This is a genomic window from Paraburkholderia gardini (genome assembly GCF_907164575.1).
In the GTDB taxonomy this organism is placed as follows: Bacteria; Pseudomonadota; Gammaproteobacteria; order Burkholderiales; family Burkholderiaceae; genus Paraburkholderia; species Paraburkholderia gardini.
Genome location: NZ_CAJQYY010000030.1, coordinates 62,797 through 80,307, shown reverse-complemented (window position 1 = coordinate 80,307; position 17,511 = coordinate 62,797). Strand labels below are relative to the sequence as shown.

Sequence of the window (17,511 nt, the reverse complement as noted above, 5' to 3'; positions counted from 1 at the left end):
CCCCTGGGCGGCGGTCACGACCGGTCGCGTAACGCGCTGTAAAAAAAGGAGTCCCTGTGGGCGCAAGCCCACGGGGATTTTTTTCGTGGTGCGTTCTTGTGAGCATCCCGGAATGCGCGCACGCTTGCTCGCCGTCGCGTTGCCTCGAACAGCGCTTTCGTCACGAAACGGACATTGACGCTTCGACGCCCGAATGCACCGCAGTAGCGCATTGACCGGCGCAGCGGTACGATGAGGACGTCGCCCATGCCTGCTGGATGCGCACTTCGGGTGCATCCAGCGCCCGATTTCAGCGTGAAGCGAATGGCATAGCGCTTGCTTGAAACAGAGGGCTGTCGAACACCGAATGCGCAGCGCATTCGCCTTCTATCCGACAAAAGAGCGGGGCGTGACATGCGATGCTATGACGAGATGCGTCATCACGACGAAGCCGTGCGACCGCACTACGCGCGGTTCGAGCGCTGGCTCGTTCAGCAGGGCGGGGATGCGATTGCCCGCAAGCGTGCCGAGGCGGATCTGCTGTTCCGGCGCGTCGGTATCACTTTCGCGGTCAACGGCGATCTGTCCGGCACAGAGCGACTGATTCCTTTCGATCTGATTCCGCGCATCATTCCGCGCAGCGAATGGCAGACGCTCGAAACCGGTTTGCGTCAGCGCGTGCAGGCGCTCAACCTGTTCATCCACGACGTTTATCACGACCGCAACATCGTGCGGGCGGGCATCGTGCCGGCCGCGCAGGTGTATACCAACGCACAGTACCGGCCGGAAATGCAGGGCGTGAACGTGCCGCTCGGCGTCTATGCGCATATCGCTGGCGTCGACGTGGTGCGCGCGGGCGACGACGGTCAGTTCTTCGTGCTCGAAGATAACCTGCGCGTGCCGTCGGGCGTGTCGTACATGCTGGAAAACCGCAAGATGATGATGCGGCTTTTCCCCGAGCTTTTCGTGCAGAACCGTATCGCGCCGGTCGCGCATTACCCCGATCTGCTGCTCGATACGCTGCGCTCGGTGGCGCCTGAAGGCGTCGACGATCCGGTCGTCGTCGTGCTGACGCCGGGCATGTACAACTCGGCGTACTTCGAGCACACGTTCCTCGCGCAGCAGATGGGTGTCGAGCTGGTGGAAGGCAAGGATCTCTTCGTCGACGACAACTACGTGTTCATGCGCACGACGCAGGGGCCGAAGCGCGTCGACGTGATCTATCGCCGCGTCGACGACGATTTTCTCGATCCGCTCGCGTTTCGCAGCGATTCCGCGCTCGGCGTGCCGGGTCTTCTCACCGCCTATCGCGCCGGCCGCGTCGCGCTCGCGAACGCAATGGGCACCGGTATCGCCGACGACAAATCGATCTATCCGTACGTGCCGGAGATGATCGAGTTTTATCTTGGTGAGAAACCGGTTCTTAACAACGTTCCCACGTTTCAGTGCCGCAAGCCCGACGATCTGGCCTACACGCTCGCGCATCTGCCCGAACTCGTCGTGAAGGAAGTGCATGGTGCGGGCGGCTACGGCATGCTGGTGGGACCGGCATCCACCGCCGCCGAAATCGAGGACTTCCGCAAGCGTCTGATCGCGCGGCCGGTGGGTTATATCGCGCAGCCGACGCTCGCGCTTTCCGCGTGTCCGACGTTCGTCGAATCGGGTATTGCGCCGCGCCACATCGATCTGCGGCCGTTCGTGCTGTCCGGCAAGACGACGACGATGGTGGCGGGCGGCCTGACTCGCGTCGCGTTGCAGGAAGGCTCGCTCGTCGTCAACTCGTCGCAGGGCGGGGGGACCAAGGACACCTGGATGGTCGACTGAAATGAGTGGTTGCATCCGCAACCAGTGAGGACCGTACCGGCGACGCGTATCGCCGGTGACAGGTGACAAACGGAAAATGCCCGGTAACCAGCGCAGGCCTCGAAGATTCAGGGTCATGCGTTCATCGATAACGGAAAGCCGCCATGCTAAGCCGCACTGCCGATCATCTCTTCTGGATGGCCCGTTACATGGAGCGCGCGGAGAACACCGCCCGCATGCTCGACATCAACCTGAAGGCGCTGCTGCTGCCGCAGACGCCCGAACAGGAAGCGCGTACGCAACGTTCCGTGCTGCGCATCTCCGAACTCGAGGGTGCGTTCGCGGAGCGCTACGACGAACCTTCGCGCGAGCATGTGCTGCATTTCATGGTGGCCGATTCCACCAATCCTTCGAGCATTTACTCGTGTCTGCAGGCGGCGCGCGAAAATGCCCGCGCCGTGCGCGGCACGTTGACCACGGAATGGTGGGAGACGATCAACGACACATGGCTTGAATTCAATGAGCGTGCGTCGTCCGGGCAATTGATGGCGCATCCGGTGACGCTCTTCGAATGGGTCAAGTTCCGCTCGCATCTGTCGCGCGGCGTGACGCTCGGCACCGCGTTGCAGGACGACGCGTTTTTCTTCACACAGTTGGGCACATTCCTGGAACGCGCCGACAACACGGCACGGATTCTCGACGTGCGGTTCGCCAACGTCGAGCCGAATTCGCGCGATGCAGCGCGACAACTCGAAGATTTCTATTACTGGACGTCGATCCTGAGTTCGGTTTCGGCGCTCGAAATCTATCGCAAGGTCTATCGCGATGTCGTGACGCCCGCGCGCGTGGTCGAACTGATGATCCTGAACCAGCAGATGCCGCGTTCGCTGCTCGCGTCGCTCGAAGGCGTGTGCGCGAATCTCGCGATGCTGCGCACGTCGGGATCGAACGAATGCGAGCGCTTCGCTGGCAAGCTGCGTGCGGAACTCGTGTATTCCGACATCCGGCAGATTTTCGAGGCGGGACTGCATGCGTATCTGACGCAGTTCCTTGCCCGCGTGTTCGAACTCGGCGGACTGGTGGCACGTACCTATCTGATGTTGCCGGTTGCCTGATGGAGCCTGACCTATGTATCTCTCGATTCGACACGACACCTCGTACCGTTACGAATCAACGGTCCACTATTCGATCCAGCAGTTGCGCCTGACGCCCGCGAGCGGCGGCGCGCAGGTCGTGCGCCGCTGGACGCTCGATGCACCTGGCAAGCTCGACTCCACCTTCGACGCCTACGGCAACGTGTTGCACACGCTCGTGTTGAACAAGCCGCACAGCGAGATCCGCGTGCGTGTTTCGGGCGAGGTCGACACGTTCGCGCTCGTCGACGGCCGGTTGCCCGACGGCGTCGGCCCGATTCCGCTCGAACATTTCACGTGCTCGACGCCTTTGACCGACTGTGATGCCGCGGTGCGGGAACTCGCGGCTTCGGTGCCCGCGCTCGATACGCCGGCTTCGTTGATCGCGTTGTCGGAGCAGATCGTGCAGCGCGTGCAGTTCCAGTCCGGCATCACCGAGGTCACGAGCACCGCTGCGGAAGCGCTGGCGCTCGGCAAGGGTGTCTGTCAGGACCACGCGCATCTGATGCTCGCCTGCTGCCGCGCGCGCGGCGTGCCGGCGCGCTACGTGAGCGGCTACATCGAACCGGGCGACGTCGAGCACGGCGCGAGTCACGCATGGGTCGACGTCTGGATCGATGGCGTGGGCTGGACGTCCGTCGACGTCACGCACGCGGCGTTCGCAAGCAACATCTATTGCCGGCTTGCTGTCGGGCGCGATTACGAAGCGGCATCGCCTGTGCGTGGAAGACGGATCGGCGGGCGCGAGGAAAAACTCAGCGTGTCGGTGACGGTCAGCGCACAGACACCGCAGTAGAGCGCGGGAAATCTGCATCCTGGGACGACGCGGCCTTCATAAAGGCCGCTTTGGCGCCGTCATACCGGAGGAAGCGTCAGAGGCGGTGTGCCGGCGCATTACAATAGCGGCGTTCTGTCGTTTTCCAGGTTGGCAACCATGACTTACTGCGTGGCGATGTGCGTGGATGAAGGGCTCGTGTTTCTCTCGGACACGCGCACCAACGCGGGCGTCGATCACATCAGCACGGCGCGCAAGATGTCCGTGTTCGAGCAGCCTGGCGAGCGCGTGCTCGTGCTGCTGGGCGCCGGGAACCTCTCTCTGACCCAGGCGGTGCTCCAGGCGCTTAGCGAGCCCGCAGAGGCCGGCAAACCGACGCTCTGGACGGCTTCGTCGATGCCCGAGGCCGCGCGCGTGGTCGGCGATGCGGTGCGTCGGGTGTATCTGCGCGAGGCGCGGGCGCTGCAGGAATTCGGCGTCGACTTCAACTGCGCGTTCATTCTGGGCGGGCAGATCGTCGCTTCGGCCGATAGCGGCGCGCCTTCGACGCCGCGTCTTTTCATGATCTATCCGGCGGGCAATTTCATCGAGGCGTCGAGCGTCTGCCCGTATTTCCAGATCGGCGAATCGAAGTACGGCAAGCCGATCATCGACCGCGTGCTGATTCCCTCCACACCGCTCGACGAAGCCGCCAAGTGCGCGTTGATCTCGATGGATTCGACGCTGCGCTCGAACCTCTCGGTCGGGCTGCCGCTGGATCTGCTGGTCTATGAGAAAGACACGCTTCGGGTGACGCGGTTCGTCTGCGTCGATCAGGACAATGCGTACTATCAGATGATTCACCGCACGTGGGGTGAGCAGTTGCGTCAGGTGTTCGGCGCGATTCCCGATCCGGCGTGGGAAAACTCGGGCGACGTGCCGCATCAGCAGCGTAGCCGGGCGCCAGTGGTGTCGCAGCAGGACGCGAACGATGGGGTGGCCGGACGCGGCGACGTGCGGCCGGCGCAGACGCTTGCACAGGCAGACGCGCAGAAGAAGCAGCGCTAGTTACGCGGCAGTAACGCGGCAAACGCAAAAAGCCGGACGCTGTGACGTCCGGCTTTTTGCGTTTGTGGCGCTGGCTTTGCTGCTGCTGGCTTCGGCAGAGGGCAGACGTAAAAAAACCAGCCGCCGGCTTGCGCCTGCGGCTGGTTTCATACAGCTTCCGCCAGAGCTACGTAACAGGTTCTGTGCTTAGAACTTGTGACGGATGCCCAGGCTGACGATCGTCTGGTTTTCGCTCGACGACGTGAAGCCATAGTCAGCCACCGACGCGTTCAGGCCGCCGTTAGCATGTTGCCATGCGCCGACCAGGTACACGTCCGTGCGCTTCGACAGGTTGTAGTCGCCGCCCAGCGAGACCTGATGGTACGTCTGGTTCAGGTCGCCCTTGCCGTGCGTGTACGTGTAGCCGAAGCCGAGCAGTGCTGCCGGCGTCAGCTGATAGTTCACGAAGCCTGCGCCAACGTCGAACTTCTCGGTCGAAGTGAACGTCGACTGAGCATCCGGCTTGTATTGCGCATTGCTGTAACGACCGCCGAACGTGAACGGACCTGCAACGTATTGCAGCGCAACCGATGCGATGCCGATCGACTTGGCCGATGCATAGGCCGTGTTCTGGACGCTGTCAAACGTACCGTCCGACGTGCTGGTCCAGCCATCGCGCACCAGGGCGGTCGTCGACGTGTTGTCCATGCGGATGTAGCCAGCAGCGACGGAGAACGGACCCGTTGCGTACGTTGCGGCACCTGCCCACGTTTGACCCGAACCCGTCGAGCCTGCCACGCCGCCCAGTGCGTACATGGCTTCGAACTGGAAGCCACCCCAGACCGGCGATGCGTACTTGACCGAGTTGTTCGTACGCGAGCTGTTGTCGTTGTTGTCGACGTCGCCTGCGGTCGTGAACGTGCTGCCCCAGTAGTTATCAGCCGTCAGCGGCTGAACGAGGTCAACCACCGGATCGTACTGACGACCGAGGGTTGCGGTACCCCACGAGTCGCCCGTCAGGCCGACGTACGCTTGACGACCAAACATGCGGTTGCCTTGACCGAGCGCGCCGTTGTTCGGGTTAAAGCCGTTTTCCAACTGGAAAATCGCCTTCAGGCCGCCGCCCAGGTCTTCCGAACCCTTCATGCCCCAGCGATTGCCCTGCAGGTTGCCTGCAGCCATGTTCCACAGGCTGTGACCACCAACGTTCGAAACGTACTGGATCGAGTCGTCCAGCACGCCATAAAGAGTTACGCTGCTTTGAGCGTGCGCGACGCCTGCGGTGCCGAGTAGTGCCAGCGAGAGGGTCGAAAGTGCGAATCGTTTCATCATTTCTCCACGCAAATGATTGGTTTAGTTGTTGCGGATTGGAGAATAACGCAGTGTGTCTGAACGTAAGAACTGAAAAAAAATGAGTGTCTCTAAAAAGTGACACAGGGCCAGAAGCCTTATAAATAAAGCTTGCCAGCGAATATTGCGGATATAGCAATATTGAATCGTTGACTACGCAATATTGTTGTTTCAATGACAGTGATTGAGGCTAATTGCTCAAAATAGTTGTTGAATTGTAAATAAGTCGTCTAATTACATCGAGTGGTCTGTCGCCTTTTTCCAGATTTGTGGGGCGGGGAAGATCGGCTTTTGCGGGCGCGTCGACGGGATGCTGTTCAGCTTTGTTCGCCTGGCGGACGGGCAGGTTTCGCTGGCCCGACCGGCCTCGATCTATCTTGATTAACGGTCGTCGGCAGCACCGGGTTTGGTGTTTTCGGCGTCATTGCGCCGCCCCGCGAATGTCGTGGCGGCGAACGCCGCCGCAGCCACGAGAACCATCGACCCCCACGGATGCCGGCGGATATGGCGCTCCGCCCGGACGATGGTCGCGGCCGCCGCGCGCGTCGCCTGGGTTTCGGCGTGCGCCACCGAACGGCCAATATGCATTGCCGCCGCGGCCGTCGAGGGTCGTGGCGTCATCCGTGACGCTCCAGCAGGGCTTCCGGCCGACGTGTGCTGCGCGGCCACGCGTGCATCGATGGTCGCAGTCGATGCATCACGGTTCGGCGCGCCGTTCGACACGACGGCCGGCTTCGTCGAAGCCGCCATCACCGAAGCGAGCATTGCCCGGCTTCCGGGTGGCGGCGTGTCGTCCTGCAATGCCCACGGGCCGCGTGGATCGTGCAGGCGCCCGCGAGCAGCCGAGAACTCCGCGCCGAGCAGCAGCACGGCCGCCGAGAAGTACAGCCACATCAGCAGGATCGCGAGCGAGCCGGCCGCGCCGAACGAGTTGGCCATGCCGGCGTGCGCAAGGTAGAGCGCGAACATCTTCTTGCCCGCCGAGAACAGCACGGCCGCAACCAGTCCGCCGACCATCGCATCGCGCCACCGGACCGGCGCGTCGGGCAGAAACTTGAGCAGCCCGGCGAACGCGACAGCCAGCACGAGCAGGCCGACCGCGAGCTGCAACAGGTTGCCGATCACGATGTAGGGCGAATCGCCGAGCAGCCAGTTGCCGATGAACGTGATGGCTGCATCGAGCACGAGCGAAACGATCAGCAGGAACGCGACGCCGAGCACCAGCCCGAACGAAATCAGCCGCACGCGAACGAGTGCGATCACGCTGGACGTGCGCGGCCCCGCGGCGGGCCACACTATATTGAGTGCGCTGTTGAGCGACGAGAACGTCGCGGACGCGCCGACCGCAAGCAGCACGAACGAAATGGCCGCCGCGATGCCGCCCGCACTGCCGCTGTGATGTGCATTCTGGACGATGGTTTGCACGGCTGCTGCCGCGTCGTCGCCGAGCACGCCATGCACCTGGCTGAAGAGCTGGCCGCGCGCCGCTTCCGCGCCAAAGAACCAGCCGGCGATCGCGATCACCATGACGAGCGTCGGCGCGAGCGAAAAGGCCGCGTAGAACGCGATGCTCGCGGCCATCGCAGCGCAGCGATCTTCCGCGAACTGTTTGAATGCGCCAACCGCCCACGATGCCTGCTTGCGGGCCGCGGTCTGCAGCTTGTCGGTGGAAAGCGTATCCATGATTGTCCTTCGTCGCGAGACCGTTGCCCGTTGCAGCTGCCGCAAGCCGTATGCCTGCCACTATATCAACGCATGCCGCGATGCCATGGTGCCCAGTCAAGGCGCATTGTTTTTCCCGGGAGTGCGGCAGGTGTCGACCGCAAGGTCGTTGAACTCACCGTCCGCCAGCCGGGGATGATCCTTTACTCGCAGTCGTGTCGTCAGTCAGGAAATCCGTATGCGCGAAGCAGTCGTTCCCGGGCATGCAATCCGCAGCATCCGGTGAACGCTCCGACCTGGCGCCCTACGCTGGTTTCATGTCGGGTGTTCTTTGGAACAACGCACGGGCCCGGATCGGAAATCCATGGTTTTCCGTGAATCCGGCGATGACGGGGCGATGCTGATTCCGGTGCTGTTGTGAGTCCGCAGGCAGTGACGCCCGTCTCATGGAAATCCCCTAAGAGAAAGGTTTTCCCGTGAAAGCCGAAAGAAGGATGCACCCTCCCATAATCGCGCCATCGATGCAGACAGGCAGCATTCCGCTGCCAACAATAACGGAGACTATCGATGCGACCGAATCTCAGCGCGTTTCGCCATATTGCTCTTGCTTCCAGCCTGCTATTCAGTCTTGCCTCGCAACATGCGTCGGCAGCCGATAGCGGGAAGATCACGATCATGGTTGGCGGGATCACGAAGCTGATCTATCTGCCGGCGCGCCTGACCGAACAACTGGGCTACTTCAAGGACGAAGGGCTCGACGTTGAACTGCTGTCGCAGCCTGCTGGTGTCGATGCGGAGAACGAACTGCTGGCCGGTGCCGTCCAGGGTGTCGTGGGCTTCTACGACCACACAATCGATCTGCAGACCAAGGGCAAGGAAGTCAAGGCGATTGTCGTGTTTGGTCAGGTGCCAGGCGAAGTCGAAATGGTGTCGACCAAAGCTGCCGATACAGTCAAATCAATGGGCGACGTCAAGGGCAAGACGCTCGGCGTGACGGGCCTGGGTTCGTCGACCAGCTTCCTCACGCAATACCTCGCGGGACAGCACGGCATCCAGTCGACGGAATACACGATGCTACCGGTGGGCGCCGATGCCAGCTTTATTGCGGCGATCAGGCAAAGCCGTATCGACGCTGGCATGACCACTGAGCCCACGGTGTCGGCATTGCTGAAATCGGGCGAGGCGAAGGTGCTCGTCGACATGCGCTCGGTCGAGGGCACGAAGGCGGCGCTCGGCGGCACCTACCCCGCCTCGAGTCTCTACGTGCAGGCCGCGTGGGCCGATTCGCACAAGGCGGAAGCGGCCAGGCTCGCGCATGCCTTCGTTCGCACGATGCAATTCATCCACACGCATAGCGCGGAAGAGATCGCGGCGAAGATGCCCGACGACTATCAGAAAGACAAGCAGCTTTACGTGAGCGCCCTGAAGGCGTCGCTGCCGATGTACACCGTCGACGGCAAGATGCCGGCTGATGGTCCTGCGACCGTGCTCAAGGTGCTCTCGGCATTCAACCCGTCGGTCAAGGGCAAGCATATCGAGTTGGGCAAAACCTACACCAACGAGTTTGTCAGTTCCAGATAGGTCACGGGTGCCCTCGGAGCGTTTGTGCAACGGGTCCTGTCCGACTCCGTTGCACTCGCGGTGCCACCCTCGTGGCTCCGCCTTTTCCCATGATTCCTTCCGCACTGTCGTGGATTCTCGCAAGCCTGCACGTGAGTTTCGGCTTCGCCCTGGTTGGTGCGGTGGTTGGCGAATTTCCCGGCTCTAAACAGGGCATTGGCCTGCTGATCTCGACTGCGCAGGGAGCATTTAACGCCAGTGGTGTATTTGCCGCGGTGGTCGCGCTTACGGCCGGCTATTTACTTGCCACGCTGAAAAAGCGCCTGCTGAAATGGAGGCCTGCTGCGTTCTGAGCGTCGGAAGTTATCGCAACTCGCCGGGAGGAAAACGACGAAGTGGTACCGCAGGTTATCGATCACGGTCCCCGCATTCCGGCCGAGGCCCGTGCCCACGTGTTCGAACGTTTCTATCGCGGGGCGACTGGCGTCGAGGGAGCCGGTCTGGGCCTGTCGATCGTGCGGGAAATCGCGCCATCGACATCTATATCCACCGCTTGCGCAAACATCTCGCGAGATCCAGCGCACAGATCATGACGCTACGGGGTCTGGGCTACATCCTCCGGCAACGAGATTCCGGATAACGAAAAGGGTCGCCGTAACGTATATCAGTAAATGCACTTAGTTGTACAAAAGATACGGGAAAGGAGGGTGAAGGATTGAGGTATCCAGGATTGCATTCATTCGCATGCCGGGGTTCGGATACCCGATCAGGCGGACTGCAGCAGCCGCGAGCAGAAAAATCAGATTTTCAACGCAGCAACCTGAGGAGACGGACTTGAAGAAAAAGTACTTAACCGTGGCTATCGCGGCAGGTGCGCTCGGCGCGACCGCCGCGCATGCGCAGTCGAGCGTGCAGCTCTACGGCCTGATGGACCTGAGCTTTCCGAGCTATCGGACGCACGCCGACGCTAACGGCAATCACGCCGTCGGCATGGGCAACGACGGTGAACCGTGGTTCAGCGGCAGCCGCTGGGGCGTGAAGGGTGCGGAAGACATCGGCGGCGGGTCGAAGATCATTTTCCGGCTCGAGAGTGAATACGTCGTCGCGAACGGGCAGATGGAAGATCCGAACCAGATATTCGATCGTGATGCGTGGGTCGGCATCCAGAACGATACGTTCGGCAAGTTTACGGCAGGATTCCAGAACACGATCGCGCGCGATGCGGCGGCCATCTATGGTGATGCGTACGGTAGTCCGCGACTTTCGACCAACGAAGGCGGTTTTACCAATTCGAACAACTTCAAACAGATGATTTTCTATGCGGCCGGCCCAACGGGCACCCGCTATAACAACGGTCTCGCATGGAAGAAACTGTTTGGCAACGGCATCTACGCCAGTGCCGGGTACGCATTCGGCAACAGCACGAGTTTTGGCTCGAATTCCACCTATCAGGTGGCGCTCGGTTACAACAGCGGGCCGTTCAACGTGGCGGGCTTCTACGGCCACGTCAACCGTGACGGCTTCACGAACCAGTCGTATTCGGTGGGCGGCAACTATACGTTCGGCATCCTGCGTGCCAACGCGGGCTATTTCCGTTATCTCGGCAATCAGGGCGCGCTCGGTCAGCGTCAGGATAACGCATGGACGGTGTCGCTCAAGCTGTCGCCGAAGGGGCCGCTCGACTACGAACTCGGTTACCAGCAGATGCGCGTGCACAACGCCGCCTACGACAGCGGCGGCGACATCCCGAACGCGAACGTTGGCGTTTTCGATCCGACGTCCGGTCTCCACAACGGCTATAAGGAGACGCTGTACTGGTCGACGTTCTACCACCTGTCCAAGCGTACTGAACTGTATCTGGCCGGCGACTATATGAAGCTTCACGGCGGCTATACGGTCGGAACCACATTTGGTTCGACCAACCAGCTTGAACTGACGACAGGCGTGCGCACCCGTTTCTGATCCTGGCAGTTGCTCCTCCTGGCTGATTCATCGACTGGAAATACGCCTGTTTGCGGCGACGGATAAATCCGTTTGCCGCTTTTTTCTGTTTCGCGAGTCGAGGATGACTACCATGTTCAGAAATACCTCTATCCGCGTCGCCCTGACAGTGACGATCGCCGGCTATACGGCCGCACTGGTGTTCGTGATCGCCACCTCTGTCGCGGGCCTCAAGGCGGCCAACGCGGCGCTCGAAAAGATGTACACCGAAGAGACGGTCGCCTTGCGCCACCTCGCCGCGAGCGGCGAAGCAATTTTGCAGGTGCGGGTTGATCTCGGCGCCTACGAAACGCTCATCGCGCAGGGAAAACCCACCGAGGCGGTGCTCGCCCGCGTACACACCGGGCTGGCGGACAGTGATCGTGAACTGGCGGCCTACCTGTCGCAGCCGCCGTCGGACGATGTGGAGAAGGGTCTGGCTGACGCGCTACGCGCCAGGCGTGAGCAGTTGATGAAACAGGTGCTGGCCCCCGAAGTCGCGGCACTCGATCAGAACGATTTCATTACGTTCCGGACCACGGAGCGTCAGGCCCCTGAGGCGGTGTTCAGCGACTATAAAAGTGCCCAGCGTGCGTTGGAGAATGCCCAGCTGCAGCAACAGGGGGCTCGTTTCAATCTGGCCCAGGCGCATTTTCATCTGCTGTGCTGGGTGTTTGGAGCCATCGGGCTTGTCGCGATCGCACTGGGTCTGTTCGCGCGCTTCATGGTGGCAGCGTCGATCGTGCGGCCGATCAACGCCGCGATCCAGCACTTCGAACGGATCGCCGCCGGCGATCTCACCGGGCACATCGCCAGCGCGCGCGTCAACGAAATGGGCCGCCTGATGGCTGCGCTTGCCCGCATGCAGGAGAGCCTCGTTGCCGCGGTCAGTCAGGTTCGTCACGGGACAGCGGCAATCGGACATGGCGCGCGTGAGATCGCAAGCGGCAACGTCGATCTGTCGACGCGCACCGAGCAGCAGGCGGCGACGCTGCAGGAGACTGCATCGAGCATGGAAGAGTTGACCTCGACGGTCAGGCAGAATGCCGACAACGCACGGCAGGCCAGCGCGCTCGCCGAAAACGCGTCGGAGATCGCGGCGCGCGGCGGCGGCGTTGTCGAGCAGGTCATCGACGTGATCGCGGACATGTCGTCGGGGTCGAGCAGGATCGTCGACATTATTGGCGCCATCGAGGGTATCGCATTCCAGACCAACATACTCGCGCTGAATGCCGCCGTCGAAGCTGCGCGTGCGGGTGACGAAGGGCGTGGATTCGCGGTGGTCGCAGGCGAAGTACGTGCACTGGCGCAACGCTCGGCGGCAGCGGCGAAAGAGATCAGGGAGCTGATCAATGGGTCGGTCGCAAAGGTTCAGAACGGAGCCGAACTCGCGACCCGCGCCGGCGCCACCATGGCGGAAATCGTCAGCGCTGCACGCAACGTAACCCGTATCGTGAGCGAAATCAGCGTGGCTTCTGAAGAACAGTCGCGAGGTATCGAGCAGATCAACCGCGCGGTCACGCAGATGGATAATGCGACCCAGCAGAATGCCGCGCTGGTTGAGCAGGCCGCGGCAGCGGCCGCGTCGCTCGAAGATCAGGCGGGCGCCCTTGACGATGCGGTTGCCGTGTTCCGACTGCAGGAATCTCGCCAGCCGCAGAGCGAGGAACCCCACAGGCAGGACTGGGTGGCGTCAGAACTATCGACCGTCCGGGCATGACGTGATCGAACACATCGGGACCCATGCGGCGGCCAGGGCTATTGCAGCGCAACCTGTGCCCCGACTGCCGGTCCAATCAGTAGCGCAGCGTGGGTGTGCCAGGAGGGGCGAGATGGACGCTCGAAAGACGTTGTGGCGGCTTGGGGCCGGTTTCCTCACATGCCTGCTCCTGGCCAGCCTTGCGGGATGCGACGCGTTCACCGGACCGCCCGCGCCAGAATGGCCGGGTCCGCACGCACCATATCCTTTCCCCGACGACGTTCCGCATCGAACCAGATGATGTGGCCAGTGGGGCGCGCAAGACACGCCCAAAGGCGATCAACCCGCCGCGCCGGGCCACGGTAGCGCACTGGCGCGGGTGCCCACCTTGTGCCCGACAATTTCGTAAATCGCCACATCATCATGCTCGAATGCCGTGGCCCAGCCACTCAGATAGTCGCACCAGGTCTGAAAGCTCCGGTCATCGACGAGTTGCCGCAGCGCCATCGCTTTCGCCCTGAAGTTCTCTTCCCACAAATGCAGCGTCCTCACACAATGCCGACGCAGGTTCTGAATGTCCGACACTTCCAGTCCGCCTTCCCGCATTGCAGCCAACGCATGGCCAAGATCGGGCAGTTCGTCGTCTGGAAACACATATCGGCCGGAAAACTCGCCACCGTCGAAGCCGAACTCGCCGCTGCCCGGCCCCGCCGACATGATTCCGTGACTGACGAGCACGCCATCCGTTGTGAGATGTTCCTGCAAGACTGAGAAGTATTCCGAAAGATTGCCGCGATTGTCGAACTCGAACATGCCGAGGCTCGTGATCCGGTCGAACCGGCCTTTGACATCCGGCCAGGCTTGCAAACGGATTTCGACGCGGTCGGCAAGACCTGCTGCCTTGATGCACTCGTTGGCCCAGTCGAACTGATTCTTCGACTGTGTAATGCCGACGCAATGCGCTCCGAACTTCGCGGCAGCGCGAATCACCAACGCTCCCCACCCGCAATCGACATCGAGCAGACTTTGCCCCGGTTTGAGACCGATTTTCGCAAGGACATGGTCGATCTTTTTCAGTTGCGCGGTTGCGAGATCTTCGTCGCCGTTCTCGAACCAGGCGCACGAATAGACCATCCGCGGATCCAGTCCCATTGAGTGGTATTCGTGCGGCACGTCGCGCAGATGCCTGTCGCGCTCCAGCAGCGCATTCGCTGCAGCCGACTTCAGGACGGCGGAAAGTTTCCGGTGTGTGGACCTGTCAACATCGTATGGCTGTCTCTCCGATGGCGTGGTGTGAGCGGACTTGCCCATCCGCGTGCGAACCTCGCCGAGCCACCGGGTTACTTTTCCGTCCTGAGGCATCTGTCTCTCCGTTGTGCAGTTTTTTTATCGCCTCACGTCGGCGTGCTTGCCTGGCACATCTTCCCGCTTGTTGGTCGGCGCCATGCGCGTGCTACGCGGAATCCACACGCGGCGGAATTGCTCGACTTCATGCTCGTCCGCGAACACCGACATTGAAGGCTTGACGAGGTCGTGCCGCGATACGATGCCGAGCAGACGATACGTGTTCTCGTCTTCGACCACTGGAACACGATCGAGTCCGGTAATTGCGAGGCGAGCGGCCACGCTTCTACAAGTCTCTCGCGGCAGCGCGATTTCGGGCCGCGTTTGCACGAGGAACGTGCCAAGCGGGGCATCGGTTTTTTCCGGGGGAATCTGATCGAGCAGCGTCCGGTCTGCCATGCCCACAAGGATTCCGGAGTCGACAACCGGATAGGCGCGGTACTTCTGCTGTGCCCCGAAATAGTCCCGGAGCACCTCGGCGACCGTCGTTTTCGCGTCGATCGTTTCGATGGTGCGAGTCATGACCTCGTCGACATAATGTCTCTCGAGTGGATCGATGCTGTACTCGCGATAAATGTGATAGCCGCGGCGGGCAATTTTTTCGGTCAGAATTGAGCGGCGCATGAGAAGGACCGTAAAACCATAGGCGACCGCGGCGGCCGCCAGCAGGGGAAGCAGGGCATTTGCGTCGCCCGTCAGTTCGAATGCGAATACTGCTGCCATCACGGGCGCGCGCATCATGCCGCCGAGCGCCGCGGCCATGAAAATGAGCGGCCAGACCGCGGGCTCGCCTCCGGGCATGTACGGGGCGGCAACGGCGCCGACGCCTGCGCCCATCATCAGCAAGGGAGCCAGTACGCCACCCGATGTGCCCGAGGCCAGCGCGATCACCCAGATGATCGCCTTGACCAGGACGATCGCGATCACGACCTGCACAGCAAGGTGGTTTTGCAGCAGGTCTCCGATCACGTCGTATCCGACGCCGAGCGTGCGCGGCTGACAGTATCCGCCGATACCGACTGCGATTGCGCCCAATGCCGGCCACCACATCCAGTGGATCGGCAGCCTGCCGAACATATCCTCGACCTTGTAGAGCACCGTGGACAATCCCCAGGACAGCGCACCGGCGATCAATCCCGCAATGGCCGACGACACGAGACCGATCGGACCGAGCGGTAACGTATGCAGCGGAAACAAAGGTCCGCTTCCCAACAGCAATGGCCGGGTGAAGCCTGCCACGGCACACGCGATGGCGACCGGCAAGAGGCTGCGAGGCCGGAGTTCGAATAGCAAAAGCTCGATGGCGAGCAGCACGGCCGCAACCGGCGTGCCGAACACCGCGGTCATGCCGGCGACCGCGCCCGCAACCAGCAGCGTCTTCCTTTCGGCACTCGACAGATGGAAGTATTGAGCAATGAGCGAACCGATCGCTCCGCCTGTCATGATGATCGGGCCTTCCGCGCCAAAGGGGCCGCCGCTGCCGATCGCGATCGCCGACGCGAGCGGCTTGAGGATCGCCACTTTGGGCGACATCTTGCTCTTTCCGAACAGAATTGCTTCGATGGCCTCGGGTATGCCATGGCCGCGAATCTGTTCCGAACCGAACCGGGCAATCAACCCCACCAGCAGGCCGCCAATCACCGGAGCCGCCACGACGAACAGTCCAAGCGTGTTCTGCGACGGTGAATGATTCGCCGTGGATATCGTGTGGAAGAAGAACAGATTCGTGAACAGGCGGATAAGGTGCAGCAGAAAATCGGCGACGACGGCGCTCAACGCTCCGCCAACCGCCGCGATGGCACTGATACGCAGAAGTCGGACATCTGTTGCGAAATCGCCCTTGTGTTCGCTCATGGTTCCCTTTGCTTGACGGCCGAAGATCTATAACGCCCGGGGCGTATATATATCACAATGTGATGTATTGCGCTAAATAGTTACGAGTCTGTCCTTTCCCCGTCACCGGGCCGATCTTTCAGGACGCATACAGGCCCGCCAAATACGATCTTCAACATCTGCAGATCCGGCGGCGGTGCCTTGTAACCGCGCTCCTCGAATTCATACTTGAAAACGCTATCCACAGGCCGCCTTGGAGCTAGCGAAAACCCTGGCCAAATCGTCCTTCCACGTCCGAATGCAACTGGTATGATGACATCATGACGCCATAAGTGACGAGTGCGATAACAAGAAGAACGCGCCTGTCCAGAGCGACTGGTTTTGCAGTGCACAGACGTTTACACAGGAGACAAACGATGAAGGCCTCAAAACACTGGCTCGCGCTGGCGGCAGCCACGATTACCCTTTTCACCGCGGCGGGGGCTGCTGAAGCGGCCAGCCTGATCGCCATCATTACGCCCTCGCACGACAACCCGTTCTTCAAGGCCGAAGCGGATGCCGCGAATGCGCGCGCCAAAGCGCTTGGCTACGACACGATCGTCCTCGTGCATGACGACGATGCGAACAAGCAGTCGAATCTGGTCGACACCGCCATCGCGCGCGGCGCCAAGGCCATCATTCTCGACAACGCGGGCTCCGAAGCATCGATCGCAGCGGTGCGCAAGGCGAAGGCGGCGGGCATTCCGTCGTTCCTGATCGATCGCGAAATTAACGCGACAGGCATCGCCGTTTCGCAGATCGTATCGAACAACTATCAGGGTGCGCAGCTTGGAGGCCGCGCATTCGTCAAGGCGCTCGGCGAGAAAGGTAACTACGTCGAGCTCGTTGGGCGCGAAGCCGATATCAACGCGGGTATCCGTTCGAAGGGCTATCACGATGTGATCGACCAGTTCCCGAACATGAAGATGGTCGAGCGGCAATCGGCCAACTGGAGCCAGACGGAAGCGTTTAGCGTCATGGAGACCATTCTGCAGAGCCACCCGGATATCAAGGGCGTGATCGCGGGCAACGATACGATGGCCATGGGGGTATCGGCTGCACTGAAGGCCGCGAAACGCAGCGACGTGATCGTGGTCGGCTTCGACGGCAGCAATGACGTTCGCGACGCAATCATGCGCAATGACATTCGGGCGACAGTCCTGCAACCGGCCGCGCTGGCTGCAACAGAAGCTGTAGAGCAGGCAGACAAATATATGAAGACCGGTTCGACCGGCAAGCCTGAAAAACAGTTGATCAACTGCTCATTGATTACCAAAGCGAACGCCGGCAAGCTCGACATGTTTGCCCTGCGCTAAAGGCAGGCCCCT

General features: G+C 61.4%; 13 protein-coding genes and 3 pseudogenes. 12 read left to right on the top strand and 4 right to left on the bottom strand.

What is annotated here, in order from left to right; translation table 11 throughout:
- Nucleotides 1–393 precede the first annotated feature (393 nt).
- From LPA34_RS22510 to LPA34_RS22495, 4 genes are all read left to right on the top strand, one after another.
- The gene (locus LPA34_RS22510) at nt 394–1,803 is read left to right on the top strand and encodes a circularly permuted type 2 ATP-grasp protein (RefSeq protein ID WP_228982400.1); all 1,410 of its coding nucleotides are present in this window, start codon (nt 394–396) and stop codon (nt 1,801–1,803) included.
- 143 nt (nt 1,804–1,946) lie between these two features.
- On the top strand, nt 1,947–2,897 hold the full coding sequence (locus tag LPA34_RS22505) for an alpha-E domain-containing protein (RefSeq protein WP_228982398.1): 951 nt from the start codon (nt 1,947–1,949) through the stop codon (nt 2,895–2,897).
- 13 nt (nt 2,898–2,910) lie between these two features.
- Entirely contained in the window at nt 2,911–3,711 is an 801-nt protein-coding gene (locus LPA34_RS22500; protein WP_228982395.1) for a transglutaminase family protein, read from the top strand.
- Between the two features lie 138 nt (nt 3,712–3,849).
- A complete protein-coding gene (locus LPA34_RS22495) occupies nt 3,850–4,737 on the top strand; it encodes a proteasome-type protease (protein WP_228982393.1) in 888 nt (295 codons plus the stop codon).
- A 186-nt stretch (nt 4,738–4,923) separates the two neighbouring features.
- On the opposite strand, the gene LPA34_RS22490 is transcribed toward LPA34_RS22495, so the two are convergent.
- On the bottom strand, nt 4,924–6,045 hold the full coding sequence (locus LPA34_RS22490) for a porin (RefSeq protein WP_228982414.1): 1,122 nt from the start codon (nt 6,043–6,045) through the stop codon (nt 4,924–4,926).
- A gap of 402 nt (nt 6,046–6,447) precedes the next feature.
- Nucleotides 6,448–7,749 (bottom strand): YihY/virulence factor BrkB family protein, encoded by a 1,302-nt coding sequence (locus LPA34_RS22485; RefSeq protein ID WP_228982391.1) that lies wholly within the window; start codon nt 7,747–7,749, stop codon nt 6,448–6,450.
- A gap of 546 nt (nt 7,750–8,295) precedes the next feature.
- Here LPA34_RS22485 and LPA34_RS22480 point away from each other — a divergent pair.
- From LPA34_RS22480 to LPA34_RS22455, 6 genes and pseudogenes are all read left to right on the top strand, one after another.
- Nucleotides 8,296–9,309, top strand: coding sequence for an ABC transporter substrate-binding protein (locus tag LPA34_RS22480; protein WP_228982389.1), 1,014 nt, complete (start codon nt 8,296–8,298; stop codon nt 9,307–9,309).
- 89 nt (nt 9,310–9,398) lie between these two features.
- Nucleotides 9,399–9,641 (top strand): annotated as a pseudogene (locus LPA34_RS22475) (ABC transporter permease subunit); the annotation flags it as partial.
- A 42-nt stretch (nt 9,642–9,683) separates the two neighbouring features.
- Nucleotides 9,684–9,758: pseudogene (locus tag LPA34_RS27095) on the top strand (hypothetical protein); the annotation flags it as partial.
- Nucleotides 9,759–9,814: 56 nt separating this feature from the next.
- Nucleotides 9,815–9,928, top strand: a pseudogene (locus LPA34_RS22465) (winged helix-turn-helix domain-containing protein); the annotation flags it as partial.
- Nucleotides 9,929–10,122: 194 nt separating this feature from the next.
- Nucleotides 10,123–11,250 (top strand): porin, encoded by a 1,128-nt coding sequence (locus LPA34_RS22460; protein WP_228982387.1) that lies wholly within the window; start codon nt 10,123–10,125, stop codon nt 11,248–11,250.
- A gap of 112 nt (nt 11,251–11,362) precedes the next feature.
- On the top strand, nt 11,363–12,988 hold the full coding sequence (locus tag LPA34_RS22455) for a methyl-accepting chemotaxis protein (protein ID WP_228982385.1): 1,626 nt from the start codon (nt 11,363–11,365) through the stop codon (nt 12,986–12,988).
- A gap of 318 nt (nt 12,989–13,306) precedes the next feature.
- Here LPA34_RS22455 and LPA34_RS22450 read toward each other — a convergent pair whose 3' ends face one another.
- The gene (locus LPA34_RS22450) at nt 13,307–14,329 is read right to left on the bottom strand and encodes an SAM-dependent methyltransferase (protein WP_228982383.1); all 1,023 of its coding nucleotides are present in this window, start codon (nt 14,327–14,329) and stop codon (nt 13,307–13,309) included.
- 24 nt (nt 14,330–14,353) lie between these two features.
- Nucleotides 14,354–15,964, bottom strand: a complete 1,611-nt coding sequence (locus LPA34_RS22445) for a chloride channel protein (protein ID WP_228982382.1) — start codon at nt 15,962–15,964, stop codon at nt 14,354–14,356.
- A gap of 54 nt (nt 15,965–16,018) precedes the next feature.
- On the opposite strand from LPA34_RS22445, the gene LPA34_RS22440 reads away from it, so the two are divergent.
- Both LPA34_RS22440 and LPA34_RS22435 read left to right on the top strand, forming a co-directional pair.
- On the top strand, nt 16,019–16,198 hold the full coding sequence (locus LPA34_RS22440) for a hypothetical protein (protein WP_228982380.1): 180 nt from the start codon (nt 16,019–16,021) through the stop codon (nt 16,196–16,198).
- Between the two features lie 362 nt (nt 16,199–16,560).
- Entirely contained in the window at nt 16,561–17,499 is a 939-nt protein-coding gene (locus LPA34_RS22435; RefSeq protein WP_228982378.1) for a D-ribose ABC transporter substrate-binding protein, read from the top strand.
- Nucleotides 17,500–17,511: the final 12 nt, after the last annotated feature.

Bases quoted from the DNA above. Each gene is read 5' to 3' on its own strand.
- LPA34_RS22510 (WP_228982400.1), top strand. From the start codon at position 394: ATGCGATGCTATGACGAGATGCGTCATCACGACGAAGCCGTGCGACCG.
- LPA34_RS22505 (WP_228982398.1), top strand. From the start codon at position 1,947: ATGCTAAGCCGCACTGCCGATCATCTCTTCTGGATGGCCCGTTACATG.
- LPA34_RS22500 (WP_228982395.1), top strand. From the start codon at position 2,911: ATGTATCTCTCGATTCGACACGACACCTCGTACCGTTACGAATCAACG.
- LPA34_RS22495 (WP_228982393.1), top strand. From the start codon at position 3,850: ATGACTTACTGCGTGGCGATGTGCGTGGATGAAGGGCTCGTGTTTCTC.
- LPA34_RS22490 (WP_228982414.1), bottom strand. From the start codon at position 6,045: ATGAAACGATTCGCACTTTCGACCCTCTCGCTGGCACTACTCGGCACC.
- LPA34_RS22485 (WP_228982391.1), bottom strand. From the start codon at position 7,749: ATGGATACGCTTTCCACCGACAAGCTGCAGACCGCGGCCCGCAAGCAG.
- LPA34_RS22480 (WP_228982389.1), top strand. From the start codon at position 8,296: ATGCGACCGAATCTCAGCGCGTTTCGCCATATTGCTCTTGCTTCCAGC.
- LPA34_RS22455 (WP_228982385.1), top strand. From the start codon at position 11,363: ATGTTCAGAAATACCTCTATCCGCGTCGCCCTGACAGTGACGATCGCC.
- LPA34_RS22450 (WP_228982383.1), bottom strand. From the start codon at position 14,329: ATGCCTCAGGACGGAAAAGTAACCCGGTGGCTCGGCGAGGTTCGCACG.
- LPA34_RS22435 (WP_228982378.1), top strand. From the start codon at position 16,561: ATGAAGGCCTCAAAACACTGGCTCGCGCTGGCGGCAGCCACGATTACC.